This is a genomic window from Pseudonocardia sp. UM4_GMWB1 (genome assembly GCF_017312155.1).
Classification (GTDB): Bacteria; Actinomycetota; Actinomycetes; order Mycobacteriales; family Pseudonocardiaceae; genus Pseudonocardia; species Pseudonocardia alni.
In genome coordinates this window covers 2,615,957-2,633,749 of the sequence record NZ_QJPN01000001.1, presented here as the reverse complement: position 1 = coordinate 2,633,749, position 17,793 = coordinate 2,615,957, and the positions used below count along the sequence as shown (strand labels likewise).

The following is a 17,793-nucleotide window of genomic DNA, read 5'->3' as shown; positions in this document are numbered from 1 at the left end:
TGTACCCGTGACCGCACCACCTACCGATGATCACCCTGTCACGCTGACGATCGGGCAGCTCGCCCGGCGCAGCGAGGTCCCCGTGCGCACGCTCCGTTTCTGGTCGGACGAGGGGCTCGTCCCCGCCGACCGCAACGGCGCGGGCCACCGGGTCTACGGACCGGCCGCGGTCGCACGGCTCGACCTCGTGCGCACCCTGCGCGAGCTCGGCCTGGGCCTGGACGACGTGCGCGCCGTGCTGTCCCGCCGACGGGGGGTCGGCGAGATCGCGGCGGCACACGTCCGGGCCCTGGACGACCGGATCCGGGAGCTGCGGGCGCAGCGCGCGGTGTGCGCCCTGCTCGCCCGCACCGGAGCCGGTGACACCCCACCCGACGAACGGAGCGTGACCCTGATGAACGACCTCGCCCGGCTGTCCGCGGCCCAGCGCCAGCACCTGATCGACGACTTCGTGACCGAGACCTTCGCCGGCATCGACGACGACGCGCCCGGCGCGGGCATCGCCACCGGCATGCGGTCGATGCCCGCCGAACTCCCCGACGACCCGACCCCCGAGCAGGTGGGGGCCTGGGTGGAGCTGGCCGAGCTGGTCGCCGACCCGGGGTTCCGGGCCCGGTGCCGGGAGATGGCCGTCACCGGGGCCACCGCCCCCGAGCACCACGAGCGGGGGGCCGACCCCGCCGCGGTGGCCGAGCACGCCGGGGCCGCGCTCGCCGCGGGCGTCGACCCGGCGAGCGCGGAGGCGGCCCGCGTCCTCGCCCGCATCCCCGGCGTCGAGGGGCAGGACGCGGCGGCCCGCGCCCGGACCGCGAACAGCGTGGAGCTGTTCGCCGACCGCCGCGTCGAGCGCTACTGGACGCTGCTCGGGGTGCTCAACGGCTGGCCGGCCCGCGAGCCCGCGGTTCCGGCGTTCGAGTGGTTCGCCGCGGCACTGCGCTCGGCACCGGTCGGTCAGTCCTCGGACCAGCCGTAGAACACCCGCTCGACGACCGCGCGGGCCCGCCGCGTGACGCGCTTGTAGTCGTCGAGGAACTCCCCCGGGTCGCCGCCCGCCGGGTACCCGAGCGCGACGGCGACGGCGGCCAGCTCCCGCCCCGAACGCGGGAGCTGGTCGCCGGGCTTGCCCTTGACCAGCATGATCGCGTTGCGGGCCGCGGTCGCGGTGCGCCAGCCCTCCTCCAGCTCGGCGGCGTCCCCGGCGCTGATCAGCCCGGCCTCCGCGGCCTCGTGCAGCCCGTGCAGCGTCGACGGGGTGCGCAGCTCGGGGACGTCGCCCGCGTGCTGGAGCTGCAGCAGCTGCACCGTCCACTCGACGTCGGCCAGCCCGCCCAGGCCGAGCTTGGTGTGGGTGGTGCGGTCCGCGCCGCGGGGCAGCCGCTCGGCGTCGACCCGGGCCTTGATCCGGCGGATCTCCGACACCGAGGCCGCCGACACGCCGTCGGCCGGGTAGCGGATCGGGTCGACCAGCGCGGTGAACTCGCGGCCCAGCGTCCGGTCCCCCGCGATCGGGCGGGCCCGCAGCAGCGCCTGGGCCTCCCACACCTCACCCCAGCGGGCGTAGTACTCGCGGTAGGAGGCCAGGGTGCGCACCATCGGCCCGGACCGGCCCTCCGGGCGCAGGTCCGCGTCGACCGGCAGCGCCGGGTCCGGGCTGGGTGAGCCGAGCAGCCGCCGCACGCGTTCCACCACCCGGGTCGCCCACCTCACCGCGGTGTGGTCGTCGACGCCCTCGGCGGGCCTGCAGACGAACATGACGTCGGCGTCGCTGCCGTAGCTGGACTCGCCGCCGCCGAGGCGGCCCATCCCGATCACCGACAGGACGGCCGGGCGCTCGGACTCCGCGCGTAGCACCGCGTCCAGGGTCGCGGCCAGCACCGCCTCGTTGACCGAGTTCAGCGCCGTGCACACCGCGTCGACGGGCAGCAGGCCGAGCAGGTCGGCGCAGGCGATCCGCAGCATCTCGTGGCGGCGGTAGGACCGCGCCGACGCCACCGCGGCCTCCGGCGTGCTCTGCCGGGCGACGGTGGTGCGCAGCGCCATCGACACCTCGGCCGGGTCCCGGGTCAGCTCCGGGCTCTGCACCCCCGAGGAGGTCGCCAGCATCCGCAGCACCTCCGGCGCGCGGGCCAGCAGGTCCGGGACCAGTGCCGACGTGCCGAGCAGCGTCATCAGTCGCTGTGCGACCGCGCCCTCGTCGCGCAGCAGCCGCAGGTACCAGGGGGTGTCGGCGAGCGCCTCGGACACCCGCCGGTAGGCGAGCAGGCCGCGGTCGGGGTCGGGGCTGCGCGACAGCGAGTCCAGCAGCACCGGCAGCAGCGCCCGCTGGATCGACGCGGCCCGCGACACCCCGCCGGTGAGCGCCCGCAGGTGCCCGAGCGCCCCCTCCGGCGACGCCCAGCCCAGCGCCTTCATCCGTGCCTTCGCCGCCTCCGGGGACAGCACGGCGTCGGCGCCGTCGGCGGCCAGCCGGGACACCGCCGACAGCAGCGGCCGGTAGAACAGCTTCTCGTGCAGCCGGGTGACGCGGCGCGCGTTGCGCTGCCACTCGTCGACGAGCACCCCGACGACGTCGCGGCGCCCGTCCGGGCGGATCCGCGCGGCCCGGGCGAGCCAGCGCAGCCCGTCGGTGTCGTCGGCGGCCGGGAGCAGGTGGGTGCGGCGCAGCTTCTGCAGCTGCAGCCGGTGCTCCAGCAGGCGCAGGAACCGGTAGGACGCGGCGAGATTGGCGCCGTCGTCGCGGCCGACGTAGCCGCTCTCCGACAGCGCGGCCAGCGCGACCAGGGTGTTGCCCGAGTGCAGCGAGTCGTCGCCCCGGCCGTGCACCAGCTGCAGCAGCTGGACGGCGAACTCGACGTCGCGCAGCCCGCCGCGGCCGAGCTTCAGCTCGCGTTCGCGCTGCTCGGAGGGGATGTTCTCGATGACCCGGGCCCGCATGGCCTGCACGTCGGTGACGAAGTCGTCGCGGGTGGAGGCCTGCCACACCATCGGCGACAGCGCCTCGACGTAGGCGGCACCGAGCTCGCGGTCCCCGGCGATCGGGCGGGCCTTGAGCAGCGCCTGGAACTCCCAGGTCTTCGCCCACCGCTTGTAGTACGCCACGTGCCCCTCGAGGGTCCGCACCAGTGCGCCCTGGCGGCCCTCGGGGCGCAGGTTCGCGTCGACCTCGAAACAGGCCTCCCCCGCGATGCGCATGACCCGCGACGCGAGCTTCGTCGCTGCCTGGGTGAGCTCCCCGCCGGGTTCGGCGACGAACACGACGTCGACGTCGGAGACGTAGTTGAGCTCCCGGCCACCGCACTTGCCGAGCCCGATGATCGCGAGCCGCAGCTCCTCGGGCGGGTCCAGCTCGGCCGCGGCCACCGCCAGCGACGCCGACAGCGCGGCCTCGGCGAGGTCGGCGAGCTGGGCGGCGACGTCGTCGACCTCCATCACCGGCAGCCCCGGGTCCCCGACGGCGGCCAGGTCGGCCGAGGCGAGGCCGAGCAGCTCGTCGCGGTAGGCCGTGCGCAGCGCGGCGACGGCCTCGGCGCCGGTCAGCGACGCCCGCGCTCCCCCGGCCGTCCCCGGCGGCGGCGCGGCCGGGTCGGCCCCCACCGCGCGCAGCAGGTTCGCGGTGCGCCGGGCCAGGTCCGGTGGCGGGTCCCCGCGCTCGGCGGTGTCGGCCAGCAGCGGCCAGCGGTCCGGGTGGCCGACGAGGTGGTCGCCCAGCGCCGTCGACGACCCCAGGGTCGCCAACAGCCGCCCCCGCAGCCCGCGGTCGGTGCGCAGCGCGCGGTCGATCGCGGGCCACGGGGCGGTCTGCGCCAGCCGCTCGACCGCCCGCAGGGCGAGGGACTGATCGGGGCTGCGGGCCAGCGCCCACATGATCTCCTCGCAGCCGGGCGCCGGCCCGTCGGTCGCCCACCAGCCCAGACCGCGCAGGGTCGTGGCCGCGTCCTCACCGGTGAGGCCGAGCCGGGCGAGCGAGGTCCCCGTGCGACGGTCCATGACCGGTGATCCTGCCCCATCGCGGGCCGCCCTTCCCTCAGGGGCGTCCAGCGGTCAGGCTCGGGACATGCACGTCGTGATCGTCGGTGGGGGTATCGGAGGACTGACCGCGGCACTGGCCCTCGAGCGGGCCGGGATCGGGTCCACCGTCCTGGAACAGGGGTCCGGCGCGGGCGAGCTCGGTGTCGGGTTCAACCTGCTGCCGCACGCCGTGCGGGTGCTCGACGGGCTCGGACTGTCCGCGGAGCTGGCCGACGTCGGCATCGCGACCACCGACCTCACCTACGCCCACCGGCTCGGGCAGCCGATCCTGCGCAGACCCTGCGGGGTGGCGGCCGGCTTCGCGTTCCCGCAGGTCGCCGGGCACCGCGGACGGGTGCACCGGATGCTCACCGAGGCCGTGCGCGCACGGCTGGGGCCCGACGCGATCCGCACCCGGCACCGGTTCGCCGGCGTCGAGCACTCCGACGGGGGTGTCCGGGTCCGCTTCGACGACGACGCCCTGCCGGAGGCGACCGGCGACGTGCTGGTCGGCGCGGACGGGATCCACTCCGCGGTGCGGGCGGGCCTGTTCCCGGGCGAGGGACCGCCGCACTGGAACGGGGTGTCGATGTGGCGCGGCGCGACGGACTGGCCGGCGTTCCGCGGGGGCCGCTCGATGGTCGTCGCGGGCGGGAACGCCGCCAAGCTGGTGGTCTATCCGGTCGGCGCCGGCAGCGCGCCGGGGACGGTCCTCACGAACTGGGCGGTGTGCATCGCGACCGGCGCCGACGGCGACCCCGCCCCGCAGCGCCAGGACTGGTCACGGCCCGCCGACCGCGACGAGACCCTCGCCCACGCCCGCCGCTTCCACCTCGACGACGTCGACCACCTCGCGCTGGTCGCCGCGACACCGGAGATCTTCGAGTTCCCGATGTGCGACCGGGACCCGCTGCCCCGCTGGTCGCACGGGCGGGTCACCCTGCTCGGCGACGCCGCGCACCCGATGGTCCCGATGGGCTCCAACGGCGCCGGGCAGGCGATCCTCGACGCCGAGTCGCTCGCCCGCCACCTCGCCGCGGGCGGCGCCCCGGCGGCGGCGCTGGCCGCCTACGAGGCCGAACGGCTGCCGATGACCGCCGACGTCGTGCTCCGCAACCGCGTGGGCGGCCCGGAACGGGTCATCGACGAGGTCGAGCGCCGCGCGCCCGACGGCTTCGACGACCTCGACGCGGTGATCACCGGCGGGGAGCTCGAGGAGATCTTCGCCGGCTACCACCGCGCGTCGGGCAACACCCGCTAGTTGTACTGACCGGAGACGTTGGTCGAACTCGTGTGACGACACGATCTAGCTGATCTTGAAGGGTGAGGACCTCCTGCGGAGGGTGTGGAGCTGTCGAAGGCACCCGCACCCACAACCACAGGAGGTCCTCGTGGTCCACGCTAACGCTCCACTGTCCGAACGCGGCCGACTGCGCCTGGCGCGTCTGATCGTCGAGGGCGACGTGCCGATCGCTGCGGCCGCTGCCCGGTTCCAGGTGGCCTGGCCGACCGCGAAACGCTGGGCCGACCGCTACCGCCTCGACGGCCCGGCCGGCATGGCCGATCGCTCCAGCCGGCCGCACCACTCGCCGCGGGCGACGCCGGCACCGGTGGTGCGCCGGATCGTGCACCTGCGCTGGAAGAAGCGCCTGGGCCCGGTCCAGATCGCCGACCGGGTCGGTGTCGCTGCCTCGACCGTGCACCGGGTGCTGGTGCGGTGTCGGATCAACCGCCTCGCCCATGTCGACCGCGCCACCGGAGAACCGGTGCGTCGCTACGAACACCCCGCCCCCGGGGATCTGCTGCACGTGGATGTGAAGAAGCTGGGCAACATCCCCGACGGCGGCGGCTGGCGCTATGTCGGGCGCGCCCAGGGAGACCGCAACCGGGCCGCGACCCCTGGGAAACTTCGCAACGCCCACCACCAGGCGAAGATGGGCACGGCGTTCGTGCACACCGTGCTCGACGACCACTCCCGCCTGGCCTACGCCGAGATCCACGACGACGAGACCGCCGCCACCGCGATCGCTGTGCTGCGCCGCGCGGTGGCCTGGTTCTCCGCCCGCGGGGTCACCACCCGCCGAGTCCTGTCCGACAACGGCTCGGCCTACCGCTCCCACGCCTGGCGCGACACCTGCCACGCGCTGCGGATCACCCCGAAACGCACCCGTCCCTACCGCCCACAGACCAACGGAAAGATCGAACGGTTCCACCGCACTCTCGCCGACGGCTGGGCCTTCGCCCGGCTCTACACCGGCGAGTCGCAACGCCGAAAGGCGCTACCCGGGTGGCTGCACGAGTACAACCACCACAGGCCCCACACCGCCATCGGTGGTCTCCCACCGATCAGCAGGTTGACCAACCTGTCCGGGCAGTACAGCTAGTCGGCGCCGGGGACGCTGCCCGGCGGCAGGAAGTCGACGTCGTGCAGCGCCGACTGCCGCACGACCTCGGCCGGGTCGGTCAGATCGTGCAGCCGGTCGAACAGCGACGCCAGCCGGCCGGCCGGGCTGACCCAGAACAGCGCGCGGGCGTTGCCCTGCTCCTTGTTGTAGTAGGCGTGCGGCAGGCCCTTGGGCATGAGGACGGTGTCGCCCGGCCCGGCCTTCTCCCACTGCCCGTCCAGGTAGAGCGTGAACACGCCGTCGAGGACGTGGATGTGCTCGTCCTGGGTCAGGTGCACGTGCGGCGGGACGCCCGTGCCGGGCGGGTCGAGGGTCTCGAAGGCGAAGCTGGTCTCGCTGACCGCCTTCGCCCAGTAGGTGTGGCCCAGCACGTTCCACACCCGCTGGTACTGGCCCTCACCGGCCCGCGTGATGCCCTTCGGCAGCGGGCCCAGGATGATCTCGTCCGAGAAGTCGGTCACAGCACGGGAAGATACGTCGCGAGCTCGTGCGGCGTCACGTTCCGGCGGTAGGCGTCCCACTCGGCCCGCTTGTTCCGCAGGAAGAAGTCGAACACGTGCTCGCCGAGGTACTCGGCGACGAGCTCGCTCTTCTCCATGACGTCGAGGGCCTCGGTGAGGTTCTGCGGGAGCAGCTCGTAGCCCAGCGCCCGGCGCTCGGTGTCGGTCAGGGCCCACACGTCGTCCTCGGTGGGCGGGGGCAGCTCGTAGCCCTTCTGGATGCCGGTGAGGCCGGCGCCCAGGATGACCGCGTAGGCGAGGTAGGGGTTGCACGCGGAGTCCAGCGTGCGGACCTCCACCCGCCGCGACGACGACTTGCCCGGCGAGTACATCGGGACCCGGACCAGCGCGGAGCGGTTCGCGTGGCCCCAGGACACCGCGGTCGGGGCCTCGCCGCCGGTGATGAGGCGCTTGTAGGAGTTGACCCACTGGTTGGTGACCGCGGTGATCTCCCGGGCGTGCTTGAGCACGCCGGCGACGAACGCCTTGCCGGTCGCGGACAGCTCGTAGGGGTCGTCCGGGTCGTGGAAGGCGTTGTGGTCGCCCTCGAACAGCGAGAAGTGCGTGTGCATGGCCGAGCCGGGGTGCTCGGAGAACGGCTTGGGCATGAACGAGGCCCGCACGCCCTGGGTGAGCGCGACCTCCTTCACGACGTAGCGGAACGTCATGAGGTTGTCGGCCATGGTCAGGGCGTCGGCGTAGCGCAGGTCGATCTCCTGCTGGCCGGGGCCGCCCTCGTGGTGGGAGAACTCCACCGAGATCCCCATCGACTCCAGCGTCTCGATGGTGTTGCGCCGGAAGTGCGGGGCGACGTCGTGGCTCGCCTGGTCGAAGTAGCCGCCGGAGTCCGCCGGGACGGGCCGGGTGCCGTCGCCGGGCAGGTCGCGCAGGAGGTAGAACTCGATCTCCGGGTGCACGTAGCAGGTGAACCCGGCCTCGCCCGCCTTGTTCAGCGCGCGGGTCAGCACGTGCCGCGGGTCGGCCCAGGACGGCGACCCGTCGGGCATGGCGATGTCGCAGAACATCCGCGCCGAGTAGTGCTCGCCCGAGGCGGTCTCCCAGGGCAGCACCTGGAACGTCGACGGGTCGGGCTTGGCGACCATGTCGGACTCGTAGACGCGGGCGAAGCCCTCGATGGCCGAGCCGTCGAAGCCGATGCCCTCGGCGAAGGCGCCCTCCAGCTCGGCCGGGGCCACCGCCACCGACTTGAGGTATCCGAGCACGTCCGTGAACCAGAGACGGACGAAACGGATGTCGCGTTCCTCGAGCGTGCGGAGCACGAACTCCTGCTGGCGGTCCATGCGGCGGAGCCTAGGAACCCCGTGTTACGCGGACGTTACCGGGGTGTGCGGGCGACCCGGTCGTGGTCGCCCGCACACCCCCGACGACGGCCCTCAGCTCGGCGCGAGCGTGCACTCCGCGCCCTGCGGCGGGAGCGTGAGGTTCACCAGATAGTCGATCGCGAGCGTGTCGGTGCACGCGTCACCCTGCAGCGACGCGGTGTGCTGGTTGCCGTTGACCGTGATCAGGCTGCCGTTCAGCTGCTGGGCCAGGTCGACCCCGGCCTGGTACGGCGTGGCCGGGTCACCGGTGACCGACACCACGACGACCGGCGGGAGCCCGTCGACCTTCGGCGTGTGCGGCTCGCTGGTGGGCGGGACCGGCCAGAACGCGCACGCGTCGCGGGCACCGACCGGGCCGCGGCCGGTGGAGCGGAACGGGGCGGCCTCGTCGGCCCGCGTCGCCAGCTCCAGGGCCTCCGAGGGCTCCTTCAGCGCCGGCTGGTTCACGCAGCTAATCGATTGGAAGGCCTGCAGCATGTTCGAGTAGCGGCCCTGGTCGTCGCGCTCGTGGTAGAGGTCGGCCAGGCGCATCAGCAGGTCGCCGTTGCCGTTCGCGACCTGCGAGATCCCCTGCTGCAGCGCGGGCCACAGCTGGGAGACGTAGAGGGCCTGGCTGACGCCGGTCTGGGCGTCGGAGAAGCTCAGGACGCGCCCGTCGCTGACCTTCGCGGGCGTGTCGATCAGTGGCCGCATCACCGTCTGGAACGCCTGGGTCGCCGTCGCCGGGTCGGTGCCCAGCGGACAGCCGGGGCGGCTGGTGCAGTCCTCGGCGAAGTTGTCGAACGCGAGCTGGAACCCGGCGTTCTGCTTGACCGTGGAGTCGATGGTCGACTGCGTCGGGTCGATCGCGCCGTCGAGCAGCAGCGCGCGGACGTTCTGCGGGAACGCCTCGGCGTAGGCGGTGCCGAGCTCGGTGCCGTAGGAGAAGCCGGCGTAGGTCATCTTCTGGTCGCCGACGGCGGCCCGCATGACGTCCATGTCCTTCGCGACGTCACGGGTGCCGACGTTCGCCAGCACGTCGGCCCCGGTGCGCTGGGTGCAGCGCTCGGCGAACTGACGGCTGTCGGCCTCGGCGGCGGCGACCCCGGCGGGCGAGGGGTCGGCGAAGACCTTGGTGCGCTCCTCGTCGTTCTCGGCGTCGGTGAGGCACTGGATCCGCGGCCGGCTGGCGCCGGTGCCGCGCGGGTCGAACCCGACCAGGTCGAACCGGTCCCCCAGGCCGTTGGTGGCCCAGGTGGCGGCCTGACGCGCGACGAACGAGGTGCCCGAGGCGCCGGGGCCGCCCGGGTCGGCGAACAGCGAGCCGATCTTCGCCCCGGTCGCCTTCTTGCGCAGCAGCGCGATCTGCATCGTCTTCCCGTCGCCGGGCCGGGCGTAGTCCTGCGGGACGGTCACCCGGGTGCAGTCGAACTGCGGGTCGGCGTAGGTCTGCGCGTCGTCCGCAGTGGGGGCGTAGTCGTTGCAGGGGCCCCACTGCAGCTGCTGGTCGTAGAACTGGGCCAGCTCCGGCAGGTTCTGCGCGGCCTGCGGCTGGTCACCGGTGCCCGCGTCGGCACACGCGCCGACCAGGACGAGGGTCGCCGCGCCGAGCGCGGCGAGCGCGGCCGGACGCGTCCGCCGGCGGGCCGGGGCCGGTGTCTCTCGTCGGTGGGCACGTCGTCGCAACAGCCGAGGGAGCATGACCGTGAGCATGCCACCGACCCCCGACGGTGACCGGTCGCGGGTCACGGCCCGGGTGAGGGTGCCCACACCACGGGGCGGTCCGGGCCCGTGCGCTGCCACCCTGGCGTCCGCCATCGACGGCGAACCCGGGGACCCCCGACCAGCGTGGGCCTCGAGGACGGAAGGAGCTCACCGGTGAGCACACAGGAGAGCGGAGAGGTGGCGGCCCCGTACCGGGCGCCCGCGACCCCGCCGAAGCGGACCCGCGTCCACCACCTGCTGCAGTGGAAGCAGGAGGGCCGGCGCTGGCCCATGCTGACCGCCTACGACGTCTACTCCGCCGAGATCTTCGACGACGCCGGTATCCCGGTGCTGCTCGTCGGCGACTCCGCGGGCAACAACGTGTTCGGCCACGACAACACCATCCCGGTCACGGTCGACGACCTGGTCCCGCTGACCCGGGCCGTGGTGCGCGGCTCCCGCAGCGCGCTCGTCGTCGCCGACCTGCCGTTCGGCAGCTACCAGATCTCCCCCGCGCAGGCGCAGGAGACGGCGTTCCGGTTCATGAAGGAGGGTGGGGCGCACGCGGTCAAGCTCGAGGGCGGTGCGCGCTTCGCGCCGCAGGTCGAGGCGCTCACCGCGTCCGGCGTGCCGGTGATGGGCCACCTCGGGTTCACCCCGCAGAGCGAGCACGCGCTGGGCGGGTTCCGCATCCAGGGCCGCGGCGACGCCGCCGACCGGCTCGTCGAGGACGCGCTGGCCGTGCAGGAGGCGGGCGCGTTCGCCGTCGTGCTGGAGATGGTGCCCGCCGACGTCGCCAAGCGGGTGACCGGGGAGCTGCGCATCCCGACCGTCGGCATCGGGGCCGGGCCCGACTGCGACGCCCAGGTCCTCGTCTGGTCGGACATGGCCGGGATGAACCGCGGGAAGGTGCCGCGCTTCGTCAAGAAGTACGCGGAGCTCGGCTCGGCCCTGCACGACGCGGCGGCCGCGTTCGCCGCCGACGTGGCGCACGGCGAGTACCCCGCCGAGGAGCACAGCTACCGGTGAGCCGGGCCGGGCCCCGGCGCGCGTCGCCGGGGCCCGGTCGGCCGGGTGGGACCGGTTCAGCCTGCGCCGTACGTCGTCGGGTGCCCCAGCCCCGGGATGCCGCCGCCCGCGCGGTGGCGGGCCAGCATCCGGTCCGCGGGGGTCTCACGGCGCGCCAGCCGCCGGGCCAGCGACGCCAGCCGCGCGCCGTGGGCGTCGTCGCCGGCCAGCGCGGCGGTCGCGGCGTCGAGGACGGCCTGCGACCCCGCCCGCACCGCCGGGTCGGCCCAGCCCCGCAGCGCCGAGCGGCGGTGCGCCGTCGCGTCCGGGGTCCGACGCCGGCCGGGCAGCGTGTCGTCGCGCAGCAGACCGGTCAGCAGGCTCAGCAGCGCCGCGGGCAGGTCGGTGCCCACGCCGTCGGCGGGCTCCTCCCCCGCGACCGCCGGGACGGCGTCGAACGCCTTGAACTCGATCCGCCCCACCTCCCCGGGGATGCCCGCGTGCCGCACCAGGCTGGGGTCGGTCACCATCAGCGGGGCGTCGGGCGGCAGGTAGGCCAGCGCCGCCGGGCGCGCCCCGGTGCGACGCGCGGTGCGTGCCGACAGCCCGCCCCAGACACGGCCGTCGCGGAACGGTGAGGAGAACGACCACGGCACCAGGTAGGGGCTGTAGAAGGTCAGCTTCGCCGCCGCGTCGGCCAGCACGGCGGGGTCGGTGCCCGACTCGGGGAACGACAGGTTCAGGTCCGGCCCCCAGGTCACCATGTGCAGGTGCGAGGTCCGCTCCTCCGGCGAGGCCGCCATCAGCGCCCGCTCGTGGGCGTTCGGCGGCGGGTCCAGCCGGTAGGCCGACAGCTGCGGGTGGTGGGCGAACGCGACGGGGCGCAGTCCGTGCCGGGCGGCCACCGCGGCCAGGGTGACCGCGTCGGCGGCCAGCGCGTCGACGGCGGCCTCGACCGAGTCGTGCACGCGGGTCCGGATCTCGATGCCCTTGGGGTCGAACCGGAGCAGCCCGCCGTTCTCGTCGAGGCGCTCGTAGCCCTCGGCGTACCAACGCTTGCGGCGGATGCCGGCGTCGCCGATCCGCAGGTCCGGCTGGTCCCCGGGCAGCTCCGGCAGCTCGTCCACGATCGCCGCGACCTGAGCGTGGGTCAGCGACCGGTGGTCGGCCACCGTCCCGTCGTCCCGCAGCAGCGCGAGCTCGTGCTCGAGCCCGTAGCGCGCCTCGCCCCGCATCGACCACCCCCGGTCCCCGTCCTGGCACAGGACGTTACCGAGGTCGGGCCCGGCGCCGGCTGTGATCCGTCCCGGCCTCCTCCTCACCCGTTCCGCCCTGGACAACCCCGCGCCGAACGGTCAGCCTGGTGACGGCGGCCACTCCACCAGGTGGCCGGGACCCGGAGCACACGGGAGGCGTCATGAGGCTGGGCCGCAAGATCTCCGAGGGATTCGCCGTGGACCACGAGGCCGACCGGGTGGCCGACGCCCAGGAGCGCCCGCGCCCGGCGCGCGCCGTCGAGCCCGAGTTCACCGAGTGGACGCCGGCCGCCCCGCAGCCGGCGCACTCGGGGTCCCGCGAGGACTGACCGGGTGCGCGGGCTGTTCCGCCGGACCCCGCTGGAGTACCCGACCGGCCCGCTGGAGGGCCACAAGCTGGCGTTCCCGATGCTGTCCGCGGACGGCACGACGGCGGGCTTCAGCGGTGTGACGCTCGGGCGGGCGCACGTCTACCGCACCGTCGACGACGCGGTGTGTGCGCACGGTTGCCGGCACGCCTGCCCGTCGCGGTGGTGCGACTGCGGGTTCTACTGCTTCCACACCGCCGACGACGCCCGCGAGCTGGCGTGCGCGCCCGAGCACCAGGGCGCGATCCTGCTCGAGGTGGCCGTCTCCGGCCGGTTCCGTCGCTACGAGCTGGGCCTGCGCTACGCCCGGCAGCGGGTGCGCACGATCCGGATGCGGGCCTGCCGCTGCGGGGCGCGGGTCGCGGTGCTGGCCGACACCGGATCCGGGCAGCACGGCTGGCGCCGGCTGGAACCGGTGTGCCTGCGGTGCGCCGGGGCGCGCCCGGTGCTGTCGGCGCAGCGCTTCGCCGAGCTGGCCGAGCTCACCCTGCTGCCCGACGACGTCGCGGCGGGCCCGCTGACCACGCCCGACGACGCGGCGGGGTTCGCCGAGCACCCCGACCCGCACGGCACCGAGGCCGACGACCTGATCGGCGACCCGGTCGCCGCGGCGGGCGCGGTCGCCGTGCTCACCGCGGAGATGGCGCTGCTGCAGGCCCGGCTCGACGAGATGGCCCGCCAGCTCGGCCGGGCCACCGCACGCCTGGACGCGCTCGAGGGCCGCGACCTGCCCGCGGCGGAGCCGGGGTCAGAGCCAGACCGGTAGCGGCGGCGGGAGCTTCCCGTCGGCGTCGCGCAGGCCCTTGTCGAACGGGCGGCCGAGCAGCCAGGCGATGATGTCGTGCGCCTTGCCGCGGACCGTGCCGAGGTCGCGCGGCTCGGCGCCGTCCGGCCCGGCGGGCCCCGGCCCGAACTCCAGCGTCGCGCCGGTGCGGACCTCCTCCAGGCGCACGTGCGGGCAGCCGGGCTTGCGCTCCAGCCGCGCGACCACGTCGGCGACCAGCACCTCCCGCATCGGGATCGGCAGGTCCTTGAACGAGGCGCCGACATCGAGGTCGACGGCGTGGATCCACACCTCGCGCGCCCGGTTCCAGGGCACCGCCGTCACCGGCATCTCGATGCCCTGCGGGTTGCGCACGGTCGCCGACCAGGCCTTCTCGGGCATCGCCCGGACCGCGTCGGCGAGCCGGTCGGAGGAGGCGACGACGTCGGCGCGGATCTCGTCGGAGCTGCGCCCGGCCCCGGCCTCGATGTCGGCGTCGCGGGACGCGGGATCGGGGTAGGCCGGGGTCTCGACGCCGGTCCGCGCCCAGGTCAGCAGGTTCACCATGGCGTCGGCGTTGCGGGCCAGGTGGGTGAGCACGTGCGCGCGGGTCCAGCCCGGCAGCGCCGACGGGGCGCGGAACGCCTCGCCCGCCATCCGGGTCATCAGCCCGCGCAGGTGGGCCTGGCCGTCGCCGGCCCAGGCCAGCGCGTCGCCCACCGGCGGCGGGACGACGGCGTGGCCGTCGCCGGGGGTGCGTGCGGGGGTCACCGCACCGCCCGGCACACGTTGCGGCACTCGCCGATCCCCTCCACCGCGGTGACGATCTCGGCGCCGTCGGTGAGGTAGCGCGGGGGCGTGCGCGCGTCACCGACGCCGCCCGGGGTGCCGGTGGCGATGACGTCGCCCGGGTTGAGCGTGAGGATCTCCGACAGGTAGACGACCAGGTCCACCGCGCCGAACACGAGCTGGTCGGTCGTGGAGTCCTGCATGGTCTCCCCGGACAGCTCCGAGGAGATCCGCAGCGCGCCACCGGCGGCCGGGTCGGCGGGCAGCTCGTCGGGGGTGACCAGCACCGGCCCGAGCGGCGTCGAGTGCTCCCAGGTCTTGCCCTGCAGGAACTGCTTGGTGCGCCGCTGGTAGTCGCGCATCGACACGTCGTTGAGCACGGTGTACCCGGCGATCGCGGCCGCGGCCGCCTCGCGGTCGGCGCGCCGGACCGAGCGACCGATGACGACGACGAGCTCGGCCTCGTAGTCGACCCGGTCGGACTGCTCGGGCAGCTCGATCTCGTCGTACGCGCCGATCAGGGCGGGCGCGTACTTGCCGAAGACCGTCGGGTACTCGGGCAGCTCGTTGCCCATCTCGAGCACGTGGTCGCGGTAGTTCAGCCCGATGCAGATGATCTTCTCGGGTGACGGCACCAGCGGCGCGTAGTCCAGGCCCGCGGTCTCGTGCACCGGGCCCGCCGCGCCCGCGGCGTGCTCGGCCCAGTCGGGGCGCTCCAGCAGCGCCCGCACGTCGGTCTCCCCCGTCTCGACGGCGGTGTCGCCGTCGACGCGCACCGCCCGGTGCCCGGTCGCGGTCCGGATCGTCGCGAGCCTCATCGTGCGGGTGCCTCCCGGTATCGGTTGCCGTCCGGCGGAGAGTCTGCGCCACCGGGGGCCCGCGGGACAGTCAGGGGGTGGGTTACCGCGCGTCCCGGCCGGTGGACGGGCCGAACTCACCCGTACGGCTGACACCGTCGACGGACCGCGACACGCGTTCCGCCACCACGGCGACGGGGCGGCCCCGTCCGGGCATCCGCCCCGCCGGTGCGGCGCCACCCGTCCCGCCCGCAGGTGACCGCCCGCCCTCGCCGACCCGGCGTCGTGGCGGTCCGCAGCCACACCCGCTGTCCGGTGACCACAGCCATTGCAGCAGGTGTGGATGCCGGACAGCGGGTGTGGCTCCGCCACGGCACTCCCACGGCCCGGCGGCGACCGCCCCGGGCCGGCACCCGGGTCAGATCGCGGCGTCGTCCTCGGCGCCACCGCCGCGCACGGGCAGGTCGTCGAAGCCCGCGGGCGGCTCCCGCCACGCCTGCTCCGGCGCCCCGGCGCGGGCCGCGGCGACCGCCCGCCACACCCGCTCGGGGGTGCAGGGCAGGTCGATGTGCCGCACACCCAGGTCCGACAGTGCGTCGACCACGGCGTTCTGCACCGCGGGGGTCGACCCGATCGTCGCGGACTCGCCGATGCCCTTGGCGCCGAGCGAGTTCAGCGGGGTCGGGGTCTCGGTCGTCGCGGTCTCGAAGGAGAACAGGTCGGCCGCGGTCGGAATCGTGTACGCGGCGAGGCTGGAGGTCAGGGGCTGGCCCTCGTCGTCGAACAGGACCTCCTCGTGCAGCGCCTGGGCGACGCCCTGGGCGAGCCCGCCGTGCTGCTGGCCCTCGACGAGCAGCGGGTTCAGGATCCGCCCGCAGTCGTCGACGGCGACGTGCCGGCGCGGGGTGACCCGGCCGGTGTCGGTGTCGACCTCGACCACCGACAGGTGCGCCCCGAACGGGAAGGTCGCCCCGTCCTGCGCGGAGTCGAGCCCGACGTGCAGCTCCTCCCCCGTGGCGGCGGCCTGGCGGTGCACGTCGCTCCAGGTCGCGGTCGGGCCGCCGGGCACACCGGCGACGCCGAAGATGCCCTCGTCGGTGATCTCGACGTCCTCCGCGGCGGCCTCCAGCAGGTGCGCGGCGAGCTTGCGGGCCCGCTCGTACAGCTCGTGCGCGGCCTCGGACACCGCGGTCCCGCCGAGCTGCAGCGACCGCGAGCCGCCGGTCCCGGCGCCGCGCGGGACGAGCGCGGTGTCGGACTGGACGTAGCGGATCCGGTCCATCGGGATGCCGAGCCGGTCCGACACCAGCATCGCGAACGAGGTCGCGTGCCCCTGACCGTGCGCCGAGGTGCCGGCCGACACGGTCGCCGTGCCGTCGGCGTGCACGGTCACCGAGCCGTACTCGCCGCCCCCGCCCCCGGCGGTGACCTCGACATAGACCGCGATGCCGATGCCCAGACGCACCGGGTCGCCCGCCGCGCGGCGGCGGGCCTGTTCGGCGCGCAGCTCGTCGTAGCCGGCGATGCGCAGGGCCTCACGCAGCGGCAGGTCGTAGTCGCCGACGTCGTAGCGGGCGCCGGTCGGGGTGGTGTACGGGAAGACGTCGGGCGCGAGCAGGTTGCGCCGGCGCAGCTCGACCGGGTCGATGCCCAGCTCGGCGGCGGCGACGTCGACCAGGCGCTCCAGGTGGGCGGCGGCCTCGGGGCGTCCCGCGCCGCGGAAGGCGCCCATCGGGGTGGTGTTGGTCAGCGCGGAGACGGCGTCGTAGCGCAGGTTCGTGATGTCGTAGACGCCGGTCGCCATGAGGTAGGTGGTGCGCAGCGGGAGCGCGCCGCCGAAGCCGGCGTAGGCCCCGGCGTCCCCGACGACCCGCACGCGCAGGCCGGTCATCCGGCCGTCGCGGGTGAGGCCGAGCTCGTAATAGCCGACCTGGCCGCGGCCGTGCGGCATCGAGACGAGGTTCTCCGAGCGGGTCTCGACCCAGGCCAGCGGCCGCCCCAGCGCCCGGGCGGCGGCGACGGTCGCGGTGTGCTCGGCGAGCACACCGGCCTTCGCGCCGAACCCGCCGCCGACGTGCGGGGCGATCACCCGGACCTGGTCGGTCTCCAGCCCGGCCAGTCCGGCGAGCTGGGTGCGGAAGCCGTGCGGCATCTGGGTGGAGACGTGCACGGTGAGCGGGAAGTCGGTGGTGGTGGGGTCGGCGACGATCGCGTTGCCCTCCATCGGGACGGCCGCGACGCGCTGGTTCACCATCCGCGCCCGAACGACGACCTCGGCGCCGTCGAGCGGGTCGCCGGTCCCCCGCTCGCCCGCGGCCAGGTTGCTGCCCTGGTCGGGGAACTGCAGCGGAGCGTCGTCGGCGAGCGCGGCCTCGATGTCGGTGACCGCGGGCAGCGGGTCGTAGCCGACCTCGACGAGCTCGGTGGCGTCGACGGCGGCGGCGCGGCTCTCGGCGACGACCAGCGCCACCGCCTCGCCGACGAACCGCACCCGGTCGGTCGCCAGCGGCGGGCGCGGCAGCGCCGGGTTGAGGACCATCAGGCCGTGGTGGGCGGGCAGGTCGAGGTCGGCCGCGGTGTACACGGCGAGGACGCCGGGCGCGGCCGCGGCCTCGGTGGTGTCGATACCGGTGAGCAGCGCGTGCGCCACCGGCGAGCGGACGAACGCCACGTGGGCCAGGCCCGCCGGTGCGTCGGCACCGTGGACCAGGTTGCCGACGAAGGTGCTCGCACCGGTGATCAGGTCGGCGTCCTCGACGCGGCGGACGGAGGTTCCCAGGATCGAGCCAGGCATGTGGCCCACACTACAACACTAACCGGAGGGTCGTCCGGTTAGTGCGCCTCACACGTCGTCTGCGTCTCCACCTGCGGTG

At 74.8% G+C, this 17,793-nt stretch carries 14 protein-coding genes; 6 read left to right on the top strand and 8 right to left on the bottom strand.

What is annotated here, in order from left to right:
* Positions 1–7: 7 nt before the first annotated feature.
* Positions 8–973: a MerR family transcriptional regulator gene (locus DMP15_RS12775; protein WP_253068063.1), complete on the top strand. Its 966-nt coding sequence runs from the start codon at positions 8–10 to the stop codon at positions 971–973.
* On the opposite strand, the gene DMP15_RS12770 is transcribed toward DMP15_RS12775, so the two are convergent.
* Positions 952–3,987, bottom strand: a complete 3,036-nt coding sequence (locus tag DMP15_RS12770; protein WP_073574176.1) for a bifunctional [glutamine synthetase] adenylyltransferase/[glutamine synthetase]-adenylyl-L-tyrosine phosphorylase — start codon at positions 3,985–3,987, stop codon at positions 952–954. The two genes, DMP15_RS12775 and DMP15_RS12770, sit on opposite strands and share 22 nt — an antisense overlap.
* 67 nt (positions 3,988–4,054) lie before the next feature.
* Between DMP15_RS12770 and DMP15_RS12765 the strand changes: the two genes are divergently transcribed.
* Both DMP15_RS12765 and DMP15_RS12760 read left to right on the top strand, forming a co-directional pair.
* Positions 4,055–5,269 (top strand): FAD-dependent monooxygenase, encoded by a 1,215-nt coding sequence (locus tag DMP15_RS12765; protein ID WP_337825930.1) that lies wholly within the window; start codon positions 4,055–4,057, stop codon positions 5,267–5,269.
* 130 nt (positions 5,270–5,399) lie between these two features.
* Positions 5,400–6,392, top strand: coding sequence for an IS481 family transposase (locus tag DMP15_RS12760; RefSeq protein ID WP_337825752.1), 993 nt, complete (start codon positions 5,400–5,402; stop codon positions 6,390–6,392).
* Here DMP15_RS12760 and DMP15_RS12755 read toward each other — a convergent pair.
* From DMP15_RS12755 to DMP15_RS12745, 3 genes are all read right to left on the bottom strand, one after another.
* Entirely contained in the window at positions 6,389–6,874 is a 486-nt protein-coding gene (locus tag DMP15_RS12755; RefSeq protein WP_208622936.1) for a cupin domain-containing protein, read from the bottom strand. The genes DMP15_RS12760 and DMP15_RS12755 overlap by 4 nt on opposite strands.
* Positions 6,871–8,214 carry a type I glutamate--ammonia ligase gene (gene glnA / locus DMP15_RS12750; RefSeq protein ID WP_073574178.1) on the bottom strand — a complete coding sequence of 448 codons (1,344 nt, stop codon included), beginning with the start codon at positions 8,212–8,214 and terminating at the stop codon, positions 6,871–6,873. Before glnA ends, DMP15_RS12755 begins: the two co-directional genes overlap by 4 nt.
* A gap of 93 nt (positions 8,215–8,307) precedes the next feature.
* Entirely contained in the window at positions 8,308–9,936 is a 1,629-nt protein-coding gene (locus DMP15_RS12745; protein WP_100880537.1) for an alpha/beta hydrolase, read from the bottom strand.
* Between the two features lie 177 nt (positions 9,937–10,113).
* Between DMP15_RS12745 and panB the strand changes: the two genes are divergently transcribed.
* Positions 10,114–10,968: a 3-methyl-2-oxobutanoate hydroxymethyltransferase gene (gene panB, locus DMP15_RS12740; protein WP_073574179.1), complete on the top strand. Its 855-nt coding sequence runs from the start codon at positions 10,114–10,116 to the stop codon at positions 10,966–10,968.
* Between the two features lie 56 nt (positions 10,969–11,024).
* On the opposite strand, the gene DMP15_RS12735 is transcribed toward panB, so the two are convergent.
* A complete protein-coding gene (locus DMP15_RS12735) occupies positions 11,025–12,182 on the bottom strand; it encodes a glutamate-cysteine ligase family protein (protein ID WP_100878068.1) in 1,158 nt (385 codons plus the stop codon).
* Positions 12,183–12,364: 182 nt separating this feature from the next.
* On the opposite strand from DMP15_RS12735, the gene DMP15_RS12730 reads away from it, so the two are divergent.
* Together DMP15_RS12730 and DMP15_RS12725 are read left to right on the top strand one after the other, a co-directional pair.
* Positions 12,365–12,532, top strand: coding sequence for a hypothetical protein (locus DMP15_RS12730; protein WP_157818254.1), 168 nt, complete (start codon positions 12,365–12,367; stop codon positions 12,530–12,532).
* 4 nt (positions 12,533–12,536) lie between these two features.
* The gene (locus DMP15_RS12725) at positions 12,537–13,337 is read left to right on the top strand and encodes a hypothetical protein (RefSeq protein ID WP_073574181.1); all 801 of its coding nucleotides are present in this window, start codon (positions 12,537–12,539) and stop codon (positions 13,335–13,337) included.
* On the opposite strand, the gene DMP15_RS12720 is transcribed toward DMP15_RS12725, so the two are convergent.
* The 3 genes from DMP15_RS12720 to DMP15_RS12710 all read right to left on the bottom strand — a co-directional run bounded on the left by DMP15_RS12720 (position 13,320) and on the right by DMP15_RS12710 (position 17,714).
* Complete coding sequence (locus tag DMP15_RS12720) at positions 13,320–14,105, bottom strand: maleylpyruvate isomerase family mycothiol-dependent enzyme (protein WP_073574413.1); 786 nt, start codon at positions 14,103–14,105, stop codon at positions 13,320–13,322. The two genes, DMP15_RS12725 and DMP15_RS12720, sit on opposite strands and share 18 nt — an antisense overlap.
* A complete protein-coding gene (locus DMP15_RS12715; RefSeq protein ID WP_073574182.1) occupies positions 14,102–14,941 on the bottom strand; it encodes a fumarylacetoacetate hydrolase family protein in 840 nt (279 codons plus the stop codon). Before DMP15_RS12715 ends, DMP15_RS12720 begins: the two co-directional genes overlap by 4 nt.
* A 397-nt stretch (positions 14,942–15,338) precedes the next feature.
* Entirely contained in the window at positions 15,339–17,714 is a 2,376-nt protein-coding gene (locus DMP15_RS12710) for a xanthine dehydrogenase family protein molybdopterin-binding subunit (RefSeq protein WP_337825929.1), read from the bottom strand.
* Between the last annotated feature and the right edge of the window lie 79 nt (positions 17,715–17,793).